A 17,397-nucleotide genomic window follows, 5' to 3' on the forward strand; every position below is an offset into this window, starting at 1 on the left:
TTGCAGACTCTTTATAAAGTTTATAGAAAAATATACGATACTATAAATATAGATGGTTACCTTTGTATTTGGAGGGATATTATGAAGGTTAATAATAGTGTAAACAGAGTTTTAAACATTTATTCTAAGAGTGTAAACAATAAAAGTGAGCAGTTAAAAAAAACAAATAAAAAAGATACAATTGAAATATCTTCAAAGGGAAGAGAACTTCAAAAATATATAGAGATTATAAAAAATACTGAACTTAAAAGCAGCAGGGCAGATGAAATAAAAAATCTTTTAGATAATGGATGCTACTGCATTGATGAAAACAAAATAGCATCGGGCATAATTGAATATATAAAGGAAAGTGATGTTTAATGGATATAGAAAATATAGTAAAAAGGCAGATAGAGCTGCTAACTGAGCTTGATAATATTTTAAATAAAGAAAAGGATATTTTAATTAATGACAGAGCCTTTGAACTTCCTAATTTAATTGAAGAGAAAAAGGAAATTTCAAAGAAAATAGTAGAAATTGAAAAAGTAAGATTAAGCCTTTATAAGGATAAAACGGCGGAGGAGCTCTTAGAGGATGGCATAATAAATAGGGATGATGTATCAGCTTTAAAAGCCCTTATAGAGTCTATAAAACAAAAGCAGGAAACAAATTTAATTTTAACAAAACAGTCCTTATATTATATTAGGCTTATAACATCAGCATTAAATCCAAATCAAAAGGTTATAACCTATAAAAGCAGCGGCAAGGTAGATGATGCTAAATCTTTAAACATCTTTACTACTAAAGGTTAGGAGGTTAAGTATGAGCGGACTTTTCAGCACCTTTAATATAACTAAAAGGGGAATGCAGGCACAGCAGACTGCCCTTCATATAGTATCCCACAATATAGCAAACGCCAATACTGAAGGATACTCTGTTCAAAGAGCAGAATTAAAAACAACCCAGCCCTTTGGAATGCCTTCTCTTACAACTTCAGCAGAGCCGGGACAGCTTGGTACAGGTGTTCAGGTTGCTAAAATTTCAAGAACAAGGGATGTATTTTTGGATGCCCAGATAAGAAAAGAAAAATCAACCCTTGGAAAATATGAGTCAAGGCAGCAGTTTCTATCGGAGATAGAAACCATATTCATGGAGCCTTCTGATACAGGACTATCAAGTGTTTTAGGAAAATTTTATGATTCGTGGAGCCAGCTGTCAAACACTCCAGAGCCTAATTCAACTGCAAGAACACTTGTTGTACAAAATGCACAGGCTCTATGTACTGCTATAAACCAAAACTATCAGCAGCTTAGCGATATGGAAGCTAATGCAGCGGATATAACAAGCAATGAAGTATTTGAAGCTGCGAGCATTTTAAGCAATATACAGGAATTAAACGTGCAAATAAAGGCTGCAGTAATAGGAGGCAAAGAGCCGAATGATTTGCTTGACAGAAGAGATTTGCTTTTAGATCAGCTCTCTCAAAAGTTCAGCTATGATACTGAAGAAACAGATTTTAAAGGTATAAAAATATATGCAAAGGTTAAAAAGGACGACGGCACTGAGGATAAGAGAGAGATTTTAAAGGATGGAAGTTTAAATTTTAGTCTTTCATATATAAATAAAATAGATTATGAGAAAAACGAAATTGAAATTTATATAGACGGAGATATCAACAATAAAAAGACAATATCTGTAAGCGATGCAAGCGAATATAAAAACATTCATGTTTTGTTTTATGATAAAACAGCATACTCAAAGGGAGGAACAATAGATGCATCTCCTGCAAAATTCATAAACGGAAGCATAAACGGATATGAAACGATATATGAGGAGATAGAAAAATATAAAACTCAGCTTAACAATATAGCAAGGGCTCTAACAATTTCAGCTAATACTATCCACTCTGACGGAAATAATATAGACTTTTTTAATAAAGATGCTGAGGATTTAAATAATGAGCCTGCAAAAATAATAAGTGTAAATAAAAGCTTAGTTGATGATCCTAAAAATATTGTTGCATCAATTAATAGCAATGAAGGAAACGGAGAAAGGGCTCTTGCAATTGCAAGGCTTAGAAACATAAGAATGGATGTTACAGGCATTGATTCAAGAGCAAAATTCATTTCCGATGTAAGCCTGAATACTGATAAAAACAGCACAGAATATTTAACTATGAAGAGCAACCCTAACGGAATAACAATTGACAACTATTTTAAAAGTACAATATCAGCCCTCGGAGTTTCAAGTCAGGAAGCTGAAAGGATGGTTACTAATCAGAATGCTCTTTTGTCCCAGCTTGAAACGAGAAGAGAATCAATATCCGGCGTTTCAATAGATGAGGAAATTACTAATATGATTCAATTTCAAAGATCCTATGAGGCAAACGCTAAAATGATAAGCGTTATAGACCAGCTTTTAGATGTTGTTGTAAACGGTCTTATAAGAAGGTAGGTGAATTTATGAGAATAACAAATAAGGTTTTATCAAAGGGTTATTTAGATGATTTAAACAGAAACATTCAAAACATGAGAAAGTATCAGGAGCAGCTCTCCTCAGGCCATGAAGTTAGAAGGCCTTCAGATGACCCCTTTAAGGTTGCAAGGACTATGGAACTTAACAGCAGCATTGCAGCAAACGACAGATATAAATCAAACATAGAAGAGGGAATAGGCTGGCTTGAAACAACTGATAAGGCCCTCGGGCAGATTAACGATGCCCTTCAAAGGGTAAGGGAGCTTACAATTCAGGCTGGAGGAAATTATACAAAAGAGCAAAGGCAGGCTATACAAAAGGAAATAGACCAGCTTAAAGACCATATAAGGGAAGTTGGAAACACTGCCTATGATGGAAGATACATATTTGGAGGGGACAAGACTACTAATCCTCCCTTTGAAGCTGATGTAGCATCCCCATCAGGCATAACATATAAAGGCTCAACTAATGGCCTTTTAAGGGAATTTTCACAGGGTGTAGCCTTTACAATAGATGTTCCCGGAAATAAGTTTGAAAGCGTATTCAATGTTTTAAAAGATATTTCCGATACTTTAAATGCAGGAGATTCCCCAGCAGGAAAACTTGGTGATTTAGATAATGAAATGGATAAAATATTAAATTTAAGGGCAGAGGTTGGAGCAAAGTCAAACAGGCTCGATGCAATGAAGAGCAAAAACGAAGAGGAAACCTTTAATATGACTGAGCTTTTATCAAAGACTCAGGATATAGATATAGCTAAAAAGGTTATGGAATATAAGGTTATGGAATCGGTTTATAATGCATCCCTTCAAACCGGGGCTAAAATACTTCAGCCGAGCATATTAGATTTTTTAAGGTAGGATGATTTTTATGATTGTGAATACTAAGTTTTTTGATGATATTGAAATAGATGAAAAAGAAATTATATATTTTAAAGATGGAATTCCTGGTTTTGAAGAATATAAGCGGTATGTAATACTAAATATTGACGATAAATGCAATTTAAAATGCCTTCAGTCTGTGGATGAAAGGGATGTTTGTCTTATAGTTATCAATCCCTTTGAATATTTTTTAGATTTTGAGATTGAGCTCTCTGATGAGGAGATATTAAATCTTGAAATTGAAAATGAAAGCGATGTAATAGTTTACAGCGTTCTTACAATAAGGGATGATAAAATAACTGCAAACCTTTTAGCCCCGATTATAATAAATGTTTTAAAAATGAAAGGGAAGCAGATAATACTAACAAACAGAAATTATAGTATAAGGCAGGAGATAAAATGCTTGTAATAGGAAGAAAAATCGGGGAATCCTTTTTAATTGGAGAAAACATAGAGGTTTGCATTCTTGAGGTTGATAATGGAGTTGTAAAGGTAGGCATTAACGCTCCAAAGGCAATAAAAATAGTAAGAAAAGAGCTTTTAGCAGAGGTTAAAAACCAGAACATAGAATCTGCTAAAAACATTGAATCTATTATTAAAAAAATAAAGTAGGAGGTGGTAGAATGTCTGACAAGCTTAGAATTACTGGCCTTGCAACGGGGCTTGATGTTGACAGCATTGTAAAGCAGATGATGAAGGCTGAAAACATGAAACTCGATACTATAAAGCAAAACAGGCAGTATCTTCAGTGGAAGCAGGATGCTTACAGGGACATACTATCCGACATAAATACATTAAAGGCAACATATCTTGATGTTTTAAAGGGAGATAATTATATTTTATCCCCCAATGCCTATTCTGTCTTTGATGTTACATCAGTAGATAGTACTAATTCATCTCTTCCTCCGACGGCAACAGCAACAGCAGGCTATGGTGCAAAGGCAGGGGTTTACAGTATTACAGTAAACAGCATTGCAAAGGCAGCAAAGGTTGAGGGAGCTTCAATAACTGCTACAAAGAGCACGACTTTAAAGGATCTTGGGGTGAGTGGTAATTTTATAATTACTATAACGAGTAATGGTAAGTCAACAGATGTAGTTTTAAACAAAACCGATAGAATTTCAGACGCTATAAATAAAATAAACTCAGCAGGAAGCGGAGTGTTTAAGGCTGAGTTCAGCGAGCTTACGGGAAAGTTTAGGATTATGACAGTAGGTACTGGAGAGGATAAAGATATAAAGGTTGAAGATACTTCAGGGAATATAACAAATCTTGGGATAAGCACTGGTGATTTAGGACAAGATAAAAAGGGTTCCAATGCATCTGTTACAATAACAAATCCTGATGGAGAAACAGCTAATGTTACAAAATCAACCAATACCTTTACAATCGACGGCGTAACCTATAATCTTCAAAGCGAGGACGGGACAAGGACTTCAAAAATCACAATAACTCAAAACATTCAAAAATCCTTTGATAAGATAAAAGCTTTTATAGACAAATACAATGAAATAATAACTAAGATTCAAACTAAACTTACTGAGAAAAAGGAATACAGCTACAAGCCCTTAACGGACGATCAAAAGAAGGATATGAAAGAGGATGAAATTAAAAAATGGGAAGAGAAGGCAAAGCAGGGAATTTTAAGTGGCGATTCAATGCTCCAGAATATGCTTTATTCTTTAAGGAGAGCTTTTTATGATAAGGTTGAAGGGGCAGGAATATCCTTAAGTGAAGTTGGACTTTCAACAAGCAGCGATTTTACCCAAGGCGGTAAAATAATAATAGATGAGGCAAAGCTAAAGGATGCACTGCAAAACAAAGGGGATTTAGTTGCTAAAATATTCTCTCAGGATTCAGATATTAAATACGACCCTGACCATAAAACCGATGGCGGAAGATATAATCAAATAGGAATATTCCAAAGAATAAACGATATTTTAAAGGATTATACAAGAACAACAAGAGACAGCAATGGTAATAAGGGAATACTTATAAGAACCGCAGGAATAACAGGGGATATTTCAGAGTTTGATAACATAATTACAAAACAGCTTACAAATGACTACGATAAAAGGATAAAGGACATGCAATCAAGGCTTGCACAAAAGGAAGAAACATACTATAAGCAGTTTTCGCAGCTTGAAACTGCTATGCAAAAACTAAACGACCAGTCAAATTGGCTTATGCAGCAGCTTGGAGTAGGCAGCTGATGATAAAAGATTTAATTGAAGAATATAAAGAGCTTACACACACTGCAATAGATGCAGTAGATAATTTAGAATTTGAAAAACTAAACGATATATTAGACAAAAGGCAAATCTGTATTAAAAAAATAGAAGCTGCTGAAAATAAAGAAGAATATATAACCATGCTAAAATCATTAAACATAGAGGAGCTTGAAGACCTTTTAAATGAGAAGGTAAAAGAAAAGCAGGATTTTATAAAAAAGGAAATTAAAGCTATAGCAAAATTTAGACAAGCAGGCAGTGCCTACAACAAAAAAAATATAACTTCATCAATTTTCTTAAACAAAAAATTCTAAAAAACTATAAAGTAATAAAAAAACCTTACGATAAAATAAGTAGAAACAAAAAAGACCTATCGAGTGGCCATAAGATAGGGCTCAAAATAAAATATGGGCAAGGACGCCCACTAAAATTCAAGGAGGAATGTAAAATGATAATCAATCACAATCTTAATGCATTAAATTCACACAGACAACTTGGAACTAACACTGTAAACGCTGGAAAATCAATGGAAAAACTATCATCAGGTCTGAGAATTAACAGAGCAGGAGACGACGCAGCAGGACTTGCAATTTCAGAAAAGATGAGAGCACAAATAAGAGGTCTTGAACAAGCAGGAAGAAACGCACAAGATTCAATATCACTTATTCAAACAGCAGAAGGTGCTTTAAATGAAACTCACAGCATTCTTCAAAGAATGAGAGAATTAGCGGTTCAAGCAGCCAATGATACAAATGTTGCAACTGATAGAACAGCTATAAAAGATGAAATTGATCAATTAAATAATGAAATTAATAGAATAGCAACCACAACTGAGTTTAATACCCAAAAATTAATTGACGGTACATTTACAGGTAAGCAGTTTCAAATTGGTGCAAATAAAACACAAACAATAACTTTGGGTATTTCTAATATGAATTCAGCAAGCTTAGGAGTTGATTCAGTTGCAGTTGACTCTGTTGCAAATGCTAACACTGCAATAAGCAGTATTGATGCAGCTTTAGCAAAAGTTTCTGCTACAAGATCAAAACTTGGTTCATATCAAAATAGACTTGAGCATACAATTGCTAATCTTGGAACTTCAGCTGAAAACTTAACAGCTGCAGAGTCAAGAATCAGAGATGTTGACATGGCTAAGGAAATGATGACTTTTAGTAAAAATAATATTTTAGCTCAAGCGGCACAAGCAATGCTTGCTCAAGCAAATCAACAACCACAAGGTGTATTACAGTTATTAAGATAATGGACAAATTAAAGCTCTGGGTTTGCCAGAGCTTTAATTGACTTAAATGGAGGAAAATATAGATGAAAAACCAAATGCAAATAGTAGAATTAAAAAAATATGTTAATAAAATTTATAATAATATGAATAACAATACTGTTGACTTCAACCTATTTATAAAAGTTATTGATAATATATTTTGTATTGCTAACAATATATCTGATGAGAATGATATAAATTATTTGAATGAAAAGTTAAGTGATATGCTTAATGCATTTGAAGAGAAAGACTATGATATGTTTTTAGATATTTTAAGCTATGAGATAATACCGATGTTTGAAGAAGTTTAAAGTTAATAAATATTGAGGTGATTTTATGCCTAAAATTAGTATATGCATGATGGTAAAGGATGAAGAAAAAAATATTAAAAGGTGTTTAGATAGTATTAAGGGGCTTTTAGACAATGACTTTGCTGAACTTATAATAGTTGATACTGGATCTAATGATAATACAATTAATATAGTAAATGAATATACTAAAAAGATATATTTTCATAAATGGGAAAAAGATTTTTCTAAAATGAGAAATATTACCATATCATATGCAAGTGGGGAATGGATTTTTATAATAGATGCAGATGAAGAGGTTGAAAATATATATGAAATTACATCGATTTTTAATTCTAAAAAAATAGAAAAATATAATACTATTGCTGTTGAAGTAAAAAACTTATCAGAAATCAATTCAAAAAATATATATATGGTTAATATGTCACCTCGCTTTTTTAAAAATAAAAAGGGTTTTAAATATGTTGGGGCTGTTCATAATCAGCCTGTTTTTGAAAATCCTATTTTTTATTCTAAAATAAAGATATTTCATTATGGATATATTACACAGGATAAAGCATTAATGGAAAAGAAATATAAAAGAACAACTGAAATATTATTTAATGAATTAAAAAAAGACCCAGATAATATTTACTATAGGTATCAGTTAGCAGTAAGTTTTTCTATGTATAACAATAAAATTAGAGCATTTGAAGAATTTAGAAAAGCATATTGTTTATTAAATAACAAAACTGCTGAAGAAAAAAAACTATATATGTCTATTTACTCATCTTATGCAAGAGAAGCTTGGAGAAATGAAAAGTATAATGTGGTTATTGAATCATGTAAAGAAGGATTAAAAATTAATCATGATTTTATTGATTTATATTATTTGCTTGGAATTGCTTATATAAAAATGGGACTAAAGGAAGAAGCTTTAGCTGCACTTTTAAAATATACAGAATTAATTTTGAAAATTGATAATCTTAAAATAGTTAAGGATATGTCAATACCTTTGTATCATATAGATAAAAATTCGCAAGATATTGTTTATATTGAGATATCTAAATTATATTTAGAAAAGGACTATTTTTTTGAAGCATATAAATATGCTCAAAATATTGATTCCCAAAAAGATAAAATAATTATGACTATAAGTATTTTATTAAAAGAAAAAAATTATAATAAAATAAAGGAAGTATATTTAGAGTTAAGTGATGATATAAAAAATACTTACGAGGCTGTATTAGAAAATAATATTAAAGAATTAGATGATGAGGAAATTAAAGTTATTAGAAATGAATTTTGTAATATAGATAATAATTATGGTTTATATAACCATTTTATAATAAATAAAAATGTTGATGCTATATATAGTTTCTTAAAGTTATTAAATTTTGATGAAATACCTTTATTTTATATGAAATTATTTGAAATGCTAAAAGATAATATCAAAGAAATCATATGCTTAATTAAAAAATTAAATACAGATATTCAAAAAAATATTATTTTGGAATTAACAGATAAATATGATTTTAGTAATTATTTTAAGAATTACATTTTGATGTTAGATATAAATAAAATAAGAGATCTGGAAGAGATAACTACTTTAAAAATTATATGTAACATTTTGTTAGTAAATTTAATAAACAATATATTAAATGTAACTGATGAGTATGAAGAATTATTTAAAAAATATACAAAAATTGGAATTGAATATATTACTAAAATTTATCAAAAAGATAAATTTAGGTTAATTTATAAAAATATAGAAAATAATGAAGATAAATTTATAATTTTATTTTATCTATCTGATGAATATTTAAATAAATCTGATGTTAAATTGGCGATTAAATATTTAAAAGAAGCAGTAAAATCGTATCCTAAGTATTCAAAATTTATACAAAAGAAATTACAACAAATTGAGATATAGTATTTTATGGTGGTGATATAATGATTGAAGAAAAAAAGAAAAAAATAAAATCAATGATAGAAGCTCTAATTAACGAAAAAAAACTTGAAGATGCAAAATTGGCAATAGAAGACTACAGAAAAGTAGTACCTGATGATATAGATATTTATTCAATGCTTGGAGTAATCTATATTTTAGAAAAAAATTATGATGAAGCTATTGAAATAATGGAAAAGGGAATAATAAAAGATTGCAATAATTTTGATTTACATTATAACTTAGGTTATGTATATAGTCAAATTAATATGTATAAAGATTCATTTATTCATTATTATAAAGCATATAATAATTGTTTTGATTCTGAATTAAAAGATATAATTAATGACAATTTAAAAAAATTAGAAAATAAATTAGGGCAAAATCAAAAAAATAATATTATAAATGCTTTAGAAAATATTAAAAAGGTCTTATTCATACAAGATGTTCCTTGTATTAGAACAAATAAAATTGCTAAAGTTATAGCATGTAAAGGGATACAAGTTGATTTATTGTACATTTCAGCACATCCACTACAAGTGTATAAAGATATAGAGTTACCATATAAAAATATGTTTCAGTTAAAAGATATAAATCAAGCGATTAATTATATAAATAATAGTGATTATGATATATTATACAGTTCCAATGAACCAGATTATTTTACAGTTTTGTTTTTAGCTACAAATAAGCCAATAATTCATGATACTCATGATATGATGTCGTTAAGATCAGAAATTAGTAATGAACAAGTTGTTTTGGAATATATAGCAAACGTTATGGCAAGTGGAAATATATATGTGCATGAATTGGTTAAAGATATAGCTATAAAAAAATTTGGGATAAGAAATAAACCAATATTTGTATTAAATAACTTTATAGAAAAATCAATGATACCAAAACAAAGAAAAGAAAAGTTAAGTTGTTATGATGGAGAAATGCATTGTGTCTTTGAGGGAGGACTATCAAATATACAGGGTCACCATAGATTTTTGGAAGGGCATTTTTTAAAATTAGCGAAGGAAAAAATACATGTTCATATATACGGAAATGTTAATCTTAATTATATAAAACAATTGGAAAGTAAATCAAAATATATTCATTATGAAGGAGTTTTATCTCCTAAGAAATTATTGGTAGAATTAACAAAATATGATATTGGTTTAGCTTTTTTTAATGTAACCCAACAAAATAAAATGTTTTTGGATACTACATTTGCTAATAAAATATTTGACTATTTAGCTGCAGGTTTACCTATCGCTTTTGTTGATTTGATTTCGTATAAAATGTTTAATGAAAAATATAACGTTGGAAAAATTATTAACTTTAATCAAAAAATATATAAACAGATAGAAGAAGTGAAAAACATAAATATAGATGAAAATATACTCTTTAATAATGATTTTATTATAAACAACCAATTTTTTAATATTATTAATTTTTTAAACAAAGTTAAACAAACGCATGAATTAAAAAAAACTAGTCAAGAGGAATTTATTATAGAAAATATAAAGCATAATAAAATACAAGAAGCAGAAAATATGATAAGAGAATTATTATCTAAAGAAAAATCAATAGAAATGATTGAATTATTATCTGAGATACACAAGATGAAAGGTAACATTATACTATCAGATTATTATAATAAGAACAAATTGAATATTAACAGTAATGAGATATATAGTAAAAACAACATTGAAAAACCTAATATATTAATTATTAGAAGTTTATATTCAGTTTATATAACAGAATATATAAAAAAAATATATGCTTATTTAAATTATATACCTGATTTGATGACTTTTGATGAAAAGTATTATGATTTAAAAAGTGAAGGAATTATTAATAATCTACTAGTTATAAATGATGAAAATGAATTTTTAAATGCATTAAACAATATTAATTATTACGATATCATACACATTCATTATGTTACACCTTTATTTGCTAAATATTCAAAACAAATTAAGAAAAAATGCGAAAAATTAGTAGTGACAATTTGGGGAAGTGATTATTATAGATCAGATTATGAAATAAGGAGAATACAGAAAGAATTGTATGATGAAGCAGATTTAATAACTTTTGATAATGAAGAAACTATGAAAGATTTTATTAATTTTTATGGTGACCATTTAAAAAATAAAACTACTGTAAACAGATTTGGATTAACAGCTCTCGAACATATAGATGAAATTGACAATTATGATAAAAAGATATTAAAGAAACAGTTTGGAATACCTGAAGATTATATAGTAATTACTTGTGGTTATAATGCTACAAAGGCACATAATCATATTAAGATAATACAAGAATTAAATAACGTAAAAAATAAACTACATAATAATATATTTTTATTATTTCCAATGACATATGGAAAAGAACAAGCATATATATTAGAAGTAAAGCAATTACTTGATAGAAGTGGTTTTAAATTTAAAATAATAGAAGATTTTATGAACTTTAAAGAAGTTGCAATTTATACAAAATTAACAGATATAATGATACAACTTCAAACTACAGATACATTAAGTGCTTCAATGCAAGAACATTTATATAGTGGAAATATTGTGATTACTGGTGAATGGTTACCTTATAAAATATTGGAAGATAAAGACATATTTTTTATAAAAGTTAAAGAAATTAATGAGTTAGGTGAAAAATTAGTTGAGATAATTAATAATTTAGATTATTATAAAGAAAAATGCAAAAATAAAGAAAAAATAAAAGAAATTTCAGCTTGGGATAAAACAATTTATAATTGGTATTTTTCATATATAAAATTATTTTTAAAACAAAATAATAAAGAATGTAATTTTCAAAAAAAATACTGGAATGATAGATATGGAAAGAAATTTACAATAGAATCTTCTGGTTATATGGGATTAGGAGAAATTTATAATAAATATATTTATAAATCTAAAATAGATGTTTTAAATCATTTAAAAGATAAGATTTTAAATGGATATGAGAATAAAAATTTATTGGAGCTTGGTCCCGGTACGGGGTATTTTACAAATTATTTTATGAATAATAATATAGGAGCTTATTATGGAATAGATATATCAGAAGTATCAATAAATAATTTAAGGGATAAATTTAAAAAAGGGAATTTTTTCACAGGTGATATTACAAATATAAACTCTTACCCTAAAGATTTAAAGTATGATTTAATTTTTTCAGCTTCGGTTTTGCTTCACATGACTGACGATGAAATGTTAAAAAATGTAATAAACAATATAAGTTTAAACTTAAAAGAAGAAGGTTATTTTATAGAAATAGACCCTATTACTATGATAGGTACAGATATTAGATCGGATTATATGAGAGTTATTGATTATAATAAATTAGAAAAGATATTGATAGATTATGGATTAGAAATTGTGTGTAATATACCTGTAGCATTTTTCTTAGATCAACCATTTGACTATAATATTTTAGGATATAAGGGTGAAATAGTTCGTGATATATTTTATAAAATAAAAAATTTAATTAATAATAACTGTTTAAGTGATGAACATATTGATGTATTGTCGAAATTATTTTATTTGTTTGATAAAATATGTTTATTAAAATATGATTTTGGATTGTCGCAAAAATTCTTAATTATTAGGAAGAGTTGTGATAAAATTAATGAAAAAATCAGTATTGGAGATATATGGAAAAAAGAATTAATTTTTTTACAAATAAATGATTTGCTCAATAAATATAAAAATTTAATGAATACAGATAGTGTAAAAGAAATAATAGAATCAATATATGAAGTTTTATAAAAAAATTAATCTTATATCATTTCCACCAAGAGTTCACCAAAAATGCCCCTATGAATTTTTTACCTCAACATATAGTATATAGGAACTTAGTGTCTATACAATAAAAAATATGTTGTTGGTGGAAATTATAGTTTTATAGGACCTCTCACCCAGTTGACAAGTGACTGTTTAGTCTAAAATAAAAATAAACGAATTGCAAAAATAAAATACAATAAAAAAGCTGGAAAAAAAGTCATTGCCAACATCCATAAAATATACTACCCTTTCGTTGAAAGCGGCTAAAGGGGGTAGAAAGGAATGTTAACAATGACTCAAATTAAGAATATCAAAAAATTGTATTACAGTAAAGGGGAAAAAATAAGTGAAATATCAAGAGAAACAGGACATAATTACAGAACGGTAGTCAAATATCTCAAAAAAGATGATTATAACTTTAAATTAGGAAAATGTGATAAGAGAGGCCGTCCCAGAAAAATCGATAATATAACTTTTATCATCGACAGATGGCTTGAGGAGGATAAGACAGCACCTGTTAAGCAAAGACATACTGCTAAAAGAATTTATGAAAGATTAAAATCTGAACATAGAGATCTACTGCAAGTAGGATATAGAACTATCGCTAATTATGTTAGTAAGAGAAAAAAAGATATCTATAAGGATGAAGAGGGATATTTGCCTCTTGATCATCCCAAGGGAGAAGCCCAGGTAGATTTCGGACAGGCTGTGTTCTATGAAAAAGGAAAACAAATTGAAGGACATTATTTGAATATGACTTTCCCATACAGCAATGGTGGATATACTCAGGTTTTTAAGGGAGAAAATCAAGAATGTCTTTTAGAGGGGATGAAAAAAATTTTCGAATACATAGGTCATGTTCCATACAAAATATGGTTTGATAATCTTTCGGCTGCAGTAATATTAGGGAAAAATAGAGAGAGAAACTTGGTTGAACAATTTGAGAGATTTGCTCTACATTATGGATTTGAAGCTAATTTTTGCAACCCCAATAGCGGACACGAAAAGGGGAATGTTGAAAATAAAGTAGGATACCATAGAAGAAATTTGTTTGTTCCTATTCCACATTTTGAAAATATTGATGAATATAATAAGGAATTACTTAAGCTTTCGGACATTGATATGAAAAGAGAACACTACAAAAAAGGAGAAATGATTTTTAAGTTACTTGAAGAAGAAAAAGAATTTATGTTTAAGCTTCCTGAAAAGGAATTTGAGGTAGGAAGAATAAAAACTGTAAGAGCGGACAAGTATGGGAAGGCAGAGTTTGAAACTAATCTTTATTCAACGTCACCCGTTTATTCTAATGAAGAAGTAATTGTAAAAGCAACAGCTGACAAAGTTATAATAATGAATAAAGATTTTAAGACAATAGTATCTCATGAAAGAATTTATGATAAGTATAAAGAGTCAATGAAGTGGTATCCATACCTTGAAGTTATGGCTAAAAGACCAAAGGCAATAAAATATACTCAATTTTTTAATTCATTGCCTGATATTTGGAAAGACTACATTGAAAGTCAAGAAACAGAAGGCAAAAAGCAGAGTATTAAAGCTCTAATGAAAATGATAGAAGGGGATGAGGCTGAGGGAATATTAAATGCAACTAAAGCTTTAGAAGAAACATTAAATAATGGTGTTAAAGATATAGATAGTTTATTAACTACATACTATCGTATTAAAAATATGGGTAAGGCGTCAATAAATAAAATAAATCTTAAAGATAATATTCCTAATATTAACGAGTATAAAACAGACTTAAACATCTATGACTCCCTATATGGGAAGGGGGTGCCTGCTATATGAATGAAGCGGCTATCGAAAATATCAAGTTATATTGTAGGCAACTCAAATTTGGAGGGAATATAGCTAAAAGCGTGACTACAATAGAAGCAGAAACTCATGAAGAATTTCTTGCAAAAATACTTGAAATTGAAATTAAACGTAGAGAATCTGTAAGAAAAAATAGATACTTAAAACAAGCTGGATTTGATGTAATAAAGACCTTTGAAAATTATACATTTGAGCAAATAGAGCTACCACCGAGTATAACAATAGATGAATTGAAGACTACAGAATTTATAAAAAGAAATGAAAACCTAATACTATATGGACCAGTTGGTACAGGCAAAACTCATCTTGCGACAGCAATAGGTGTAGCAGCATGCTTAAATAATATGAAGGTTAAATTTTTTAGAACAGCAGCGTTGGTTAATGAACTTATTGATGCTAAAAATAATGGTACACTTAAAAAGTTATTAAAACAAATTGAGCAATCGGATCTTTTAATATGTGATGAATGGGGATATATACCTATTGATGTTGATGGAGCCAAGCTCCTTTATCAGGTTATATCTAACTGCTATGAAAAAAAGAGTTTACTATTAACTACAAATCTTGAATTTAGTAAATGGAACAGCATATTTTTTGATGAAAAGCTAACTAATGCAATAATAGATAGGATGGTTCATCATAGTCATTTACTTATATTCAATGGACCGAGTTATAGGTTACAGAACTCTTTAATAAAATACAATTAATAACATTTATGGTAATTCGGATGTTGCAATTATTTTTTTCAACTTTTTGTATTTAATTATTGCAAAACACAATCTAAAACAGGTGCATATTTTTTTGTAAAAAAATATGCTGGGGCTACGCCCCAACATTTATTATAGAACCTGAAATTCTCAGCTTAATTTTATATAGATCTTCCTCTGTTTGATGTTCTTTATGCTTTAAATAGGAGATATCTTCTATAATAGTATCTAATTTGCAATAGATTTCTGTATGCTTTGAAGCGTTTTTAGCTTCTATTTCATCTAATTTATTTTCTATCATTTCAAGTTTATTATTAATTTTACTTATATCGTTTTGCATTTGGGACTGTGCATATTTAAGGTTTGATATATCATTTTGCATCTAAGTATGAGAGTTTTTGATGCCATTTATATCTACATCGATTTTGTTAAGTTTTTTCAAAATAGTATTTAATATTTGATTATACATTATAATACCTCTGTCAATTAATAATATATTGTTAAATTTTACTTTTTTCTATAATCTAATATCAATGAAGTTATAAAGGAAGATAAAAATCCAGCAAAACATATTATAAATAAAAGCATATATGCGATATCTAAGAAACCTTCTTTAGCTGTTCTTGACACATAAAAGCTGTATACTGAAAAAATAAAAAATAAAACAGGAAGAATATATTTGATATATTTGTTGCCTTTAAAAAGTTTATTTAGAAGAAGGGCTAAGGCTATTGAAATGATTATTACTCCTAAAATAATAAATACGAAATTTTTCATTAGCACTCTCCTGTTCTTTAATTTAATATTAGTTTAAAGAAAATTATATATACTTTTTATATTTTTTTGAAGGTCTTTATTTAATTATACAATAAATAATGAAAGTAGAAAATCTATATTGATGTAATAATTGTTAAATCTTATTTACTATACTGGTAAATTATATATAAGTATGATATTATATGAAAAAGGAATAATAAATTCAATATTCAGTTAATTACTACTTTTGGGGTGATGATATGATACAAACCGTTTCCCCTGTCGAATTTAACAGCAACATAAGGCGTCTTGGAAATGCTTCACAGGATTATTTAAACCTTACTATGATAATAGAAGTTCAAAAATCCTTGGAAAAGTCAATTGAGGAATTTATAATGACCTATGATCCTAAAAAATTTTATAGAGGAATAAAAAACATTTCAACTAAAAATATAGGTCTTAATATCAACTATTATGCTTGATATTAAGACCTTTTTTTAATTTATACCGAAGGATTTATCCTTATAGTTTTCTTTAACTGATATTATTCCTCTTCCAATGTATGTTCCGTCCTCGGCGTAGAAATAAACGTTTGTAGTGTCTTTAGTTATTATCACATTTATTGTTTCCCCAATTTTATAGTAGCTTGGGCTATCATCTATTTTATATTTTACTGCTTTAGTTGAAGTTTGCTTTATAGTTAGAGTTTTTAATGCAGATAAGGCTCCTATCTCAACATCATAAATCCCTGTATATTGATTTATAGTGTTAAACATTAGAATATAGGGATTTTTTATGTATTTTCCAGACTTTGATTTAAGATTGGAGCTTACATAAAGAAAATACTTTTTATTAAAAGAATATCCTCCTGATGGGGGATTTACTAATATAGTCTTTTCAGTATTTCCGTATTTTATTTCTACGTTTACTTTATTTCCGTATTCATCGGTAACTTTTATAGAACCTTCTGGGCTATTTTTCAAATCCACCTTTGTATTAAAATTTAAGCTCCAAACTTTATTTAAAGGAACATTGCTTATAGATTTATTGTAACTTATATCAGCAAAGGTTATTTGAAAAAAGGGAAGTAAGAACAATATAATAAAAAGAGAAAATTTTTTCATATTATGCACCTCAACTCAATATTAACATAATTTATGGAACTTATCAATTTATAATTAAGTCTTAAAATTGAAGAGCTTTTTAAATCAATATAAATTTATTTTTAAAATAGGC

General features: G+C 28.3%; 18 protein-coding genes. 15 read left to right on the forward strand and 3 right to left on the reverse strand.

All coding sequences use genetic code 11. The features are described from left to right. The first annotated feature begins 81 nt into the window (after positions 1-81). From B5D15_RS05885 to istB, 14 genes are all read left to right on the forward strand, one after another. Positions 82-360, forward strand: a complete 279-nt coding sequence (locus B5D15_RS05885) for a flagellar biosynthesis anti-sigma factor FlgM (RefSeq protein WP_078696198.1) — start codon at positions 82-84, stop codon at positions 358-360. After that, positions 360-791 (forward strand): flagellar export chaperone FlgN, encoded by a 432-nt coding sequence (gene flgN / locus B5D15_RS05890; RefSeq protein ID WP_078696199.1) that lies wholly within the window; start codon positions 360-362, stop codon positions 789-791. Before B5D15_RS05885 ends, flgN begins: the two co-directional genes overlap by 1 nt. A gap of 10 nt (positions 792-801) precedes the next feature. Next, positions 802-2,433 carry a flagellar hook-associated protein FlgK gene (flgK, locus tag B5D15_RS05895; protein ID WP_078696200.1) on the forward strand — a complete coding sequence of 544 codons (1,632 nt, stop codon included), beginning with the start codon at positions 802-804 and terminating at the stop codon, positions 2,431-2,433. Positions 2,434-2,441: 8 nt separating this feature from the next. Then, positions 2,442-3,314 carry a flagellar hook-associated protein FlgL gene (gene flgL, locus B5D15_RS05900; protein ID WP_078696201.1) on the forward strand — a complete coding sequence of 291 codons (873 nt, stop codon included), beginning with the start codon at positions 2,442-2,444 and terminating at the stop codon, positions 3,312-3,314. A gap of 10 nt (positions 3,315-3,324) precedes the next feature. After that, a complete protein-coding gene (fliW, locus tag B5D15_RS05905) occupies positions 3,325-3,744 on the forward strand; it encodes a flagellar assembly protein FliW (protein WP_078696202.1) in 420 nt (139 codons plus the stop codon). After that, entirely contained in the window at positions 3,735-3,947 is a 213-nt protein-coding gene (locus B5D15_RS05910; protein WP_078696203.1) for a carbon storage regulator, read from the forward strand. Before fliW ends, B5D15_RS05910 begins: the two co-directional genes overlap by 10 nt. Before the next feature lie 11 nt (positions 3,948-3,958). Further along, positions 3,959-5,548 (forward strand): flagellar filament capping protein FliD, encoded by a 1,590-nt coding sequence (gene fliD / locus B5D15_RS05915; RefSeq protein WP_078696204.1) that lies wholly within the window; start codon positions 3,959-3,961, stop codon positions 5,546-5,548. Continuing rightward, positions 5,548-5,880, forward strand: a complete 333-nt coding sequence (locus B5D15_RS05920; RefSeq protein ID WP_078696205.1) for a hypothetical protein — start codon at positions 5,548-5,550, stop codon at positions 5,878-5,880. Before fliD ends, B5D15_RS05920 begins: the two co-directional genes overlap by 1 nt. Positions 5,881-6,014: 134 nt before the next feature. Then, complete coding sequence (locus B5D15_RS05925; protein ID WP_078696206.1) at positions 6,015-6,827, forward strand: flagellin N-terminal helical domain-containing protein; 813 nt, start codon at positions 6,015-6,017, stop codon at positions 6,825-6,827. A 62-nt stretch (positions 6,828-6,889) separates the two neighbouring features. Further along, a complete protein-coding gene (locus B5D15_RS05930; protein WP_078696207.1) occupies positions 6,890-7,156 on the forward strand; it encodes a hypothetical protein in 267 nt (88 codons plus the stop codon). Between the two features lie 25 nt (positions 7,157-7,181). Continuing rightward, a complete protein-coding gene (locus B5D15_RS05935; protein WP_078696208.1) occupies positions 7,182-9,065 on the forward strand; it encodes a glycosyltransferase family 2 protein in 1,884 nt (627 codons plus the stop codon). 20 nt (positions 9,066-9,085) lie between these two features. After that, positions 9,086-12,850, forward strand: coding sequence for a methyltransferase domain-containing protein (locus B5D15_RS05940; RefSeq protein ID WP_078696209.1), 3,765 nt, complete (start codon positions 9,086-9,088; stop codon positions 12,848-12,850). A 297-nt stretch (positions 12,851-13,147) separates the two neighbouring features. Next, a complete protein-coding gene (gene istA / locus B5D15_RS05945) occupies positions 13,148-14,671 on the forward strand; it encodes an IS21 family transposase (protein WP_078696210.1) in 1,524 nt (507 codons plus the stop codon). Then, on the forward strand, positions 14,668-15,405 hold the full coding sequence (istB, locus tag B5D15_RS05950) for an IS21-like element helper ATPase IstB (RefSeq protein WP_078696211.1): 738 nt from the start codon (positions 14,668-14,670) through the stop codon (positions 15,403-15,405). Before istA ends, istB begins: the two co-directional genes overlap by 4 nt. Positions 15,406-15,520: 115 nt before the next feature. Here istB and B5D15_RS05955 read toward each other — a convergent pair whose 3' ends face one another. Both B5D15_RS05955 and B5D15_RS05960 read right to left on the reverse strand, forming a co-directional pair. Then, complete coding sequence (locus B5D15_RS05955; protein ID WP_078696212.1) at positions 15,521-15,787, reverse strand: hypothetical protein; 267 nt, start codon at positions 15,785-15,787, stop codon at positions 15,521-15,523. A gap of 125 nt (positions 15,788-15,912) precedes the next feature. After that, positions 15,913-16,182, reverse strand: a complete 270-nt coding sequence (locus tag B5D15_RS05960) for a hypothetical protein (protein WP_078696213.1) — start codon at positions 16,180-16,182, stop codon at positions 15,913-15,915. 239 nt (positions 16,183-16,421) lie between these two features. On the opposite strand from B5D15_RS05960, the gene B5D15_RS05965 reads away from it, so the two are divergent. After that, positions 16,422-16,643 carry a hypothetical protein gene (locus tag B5D15_RS05965; protein WP_078696214.1) on the forward strand — a complete coding sequence of 74 codons (222 nt, stop codon included), beginning with the start codon at positions 16,422-16,424 and terminating at the stop codon, positions 16,641-16,643. Positions 16,644-16,658: 15 nt separating this feature from the next. Here B5D15_RS05965 and B5D15_RS05970 read toward each other — a convergent pair whose 3' ends face one another. Next, complete coding sequence (locus tag B5D15_RS05970) at positions 16,659-17,285, reverse strand: Ig-like domain-containing protein (protein WP_078696215.1); 627 nt, start codon at positions 17,283-17,285, stop codon at positions 16,659-16,661. Between the last annotated feature and the right edge of the window lie 112 nt (positions 17,286-17,397).

The sequence above is a fragment of the Caloramator quimbayensis genome (assembly GCF_900167605.1).
GTDB classification, from domain to species: domain Bacteria; phylum Bacillota; class Clostridia; order Clostridiales; family Caloramatoraceae; genus Caloramator_B; species Caloramator_B quimbayensis.

Coding starts and splice junctions, on each gene's coding strand:
- B5D15_RS05885 (WP_078696198.1), top strand. CDS start 82: ATGAAGGTTAATAATAGTGTAAACAGAGTTTTAAACATTTATTCTAAG.
- flgN (WP_078696199.1), top strand. CDS start 360: ATGGATATAGAAAATATAGTAAAAAGGCAGATAGAGCTGCTAACTGAG.
- flgK (WP_078696200.1), top strand. CDS start 802: ATGAGCGGACTTTTCAGCACCTTTAATATAACTAAAAGGGGAATGCAG.
- flgL (WP_078696201.1), top strand. CDS start 2,442: ATGAGAATAACAAATAAGGTTTTATCAAAGGGTTATTTAGATGATTTA.
- fliW (WP_078696202.1), top strand. CDS start 3,325: ATGATTGTGAATACTAAGTTTTTTGATGATATTGAAATAGATGAAAAA.
- B5D15_RS05910 (WP_078696203.1), top strand. CDS start 3,735: ATGCTTGTAATAGGAAGAAAAATCGGGGAATCCTTTTTAATTGGAGAA.
- fliD (WP_078696204.1), top strand. CDS start 3,959: ATGTCTGACAAGCTTAGAATTACTGGCCTTGCAACGGGGCTTGATGTT.
- B5D15_RS05920 (WP_078696205.1), top strand. CDS start 5,548: ATGATAAAAGATTTAATTGAAGAATATAAAGAGCTTACACACACTGCA.
- B5D15_RS05925 (WP_078696206.1), top strand. CDS start 6,015: ATGATAATCAATCACAATCTTAATGCATTAAATTCACACAGACAACTT.
- B5D15_RS05930 (WP_078696207.1), top strand. CDS start 6,890: ATGAAAAACCAAATGCAAATAGTAGAATTAAAAAAATATGTTAATAAA.
- B5D15_RS05935 (WP_078696208.1), top strand. CDS start 7,182: ATGCCTAAAATTAGTATATGCATGATGGTAAAGGATGAAGAAAAAAAT.
- B5D15_RS05940 (WP_078696209.1), top strand. CDS start 9,086: ATGATTGAAGAAAAAAAGAAAAAAATAAAATCAATGATAGAAGCTCTA.
- istA (WP_078696210.1), top strand. CDS start 13,148: ATGTTAACAATGACTCAAATTAAGAATATCAAAAAATTGTATTACAGT.
- istB (WP_078696211.1), top strand. CDS start 14,668: ATGAATGAAGCGGCTATCGAAAATATCAAGTTATATTGTAGGCAACTC.
- B5D15_RS05955 (WP_078696212.1), bottom strand. CDS start 15,787: ATGCAAAATGATATATCAAACCTTAAATATGCACAGTCCCAAATGCAA.
- B5D15_RS05960 (WP_078696213.1), bottom strand. CDS start 16,182: ATGAAAAATTTCGTATTTATTATTTTAGGAGTAATAATCATTTCAATA.
- B5D15_RS05965 (WP_078696214.1), top strand. CDS start 16,422: ATGATACAAACCGTTTCCCCTGTCGAATTTAACAGCAACATAAGGCGT.
- B5D15_RS05970 (WP_078696215.1), bottom strand. CDS start 17,285: ATGAAAAAATTTTCTCTTTTTATTATATTGTTCTTACTTCCCTTTTTT.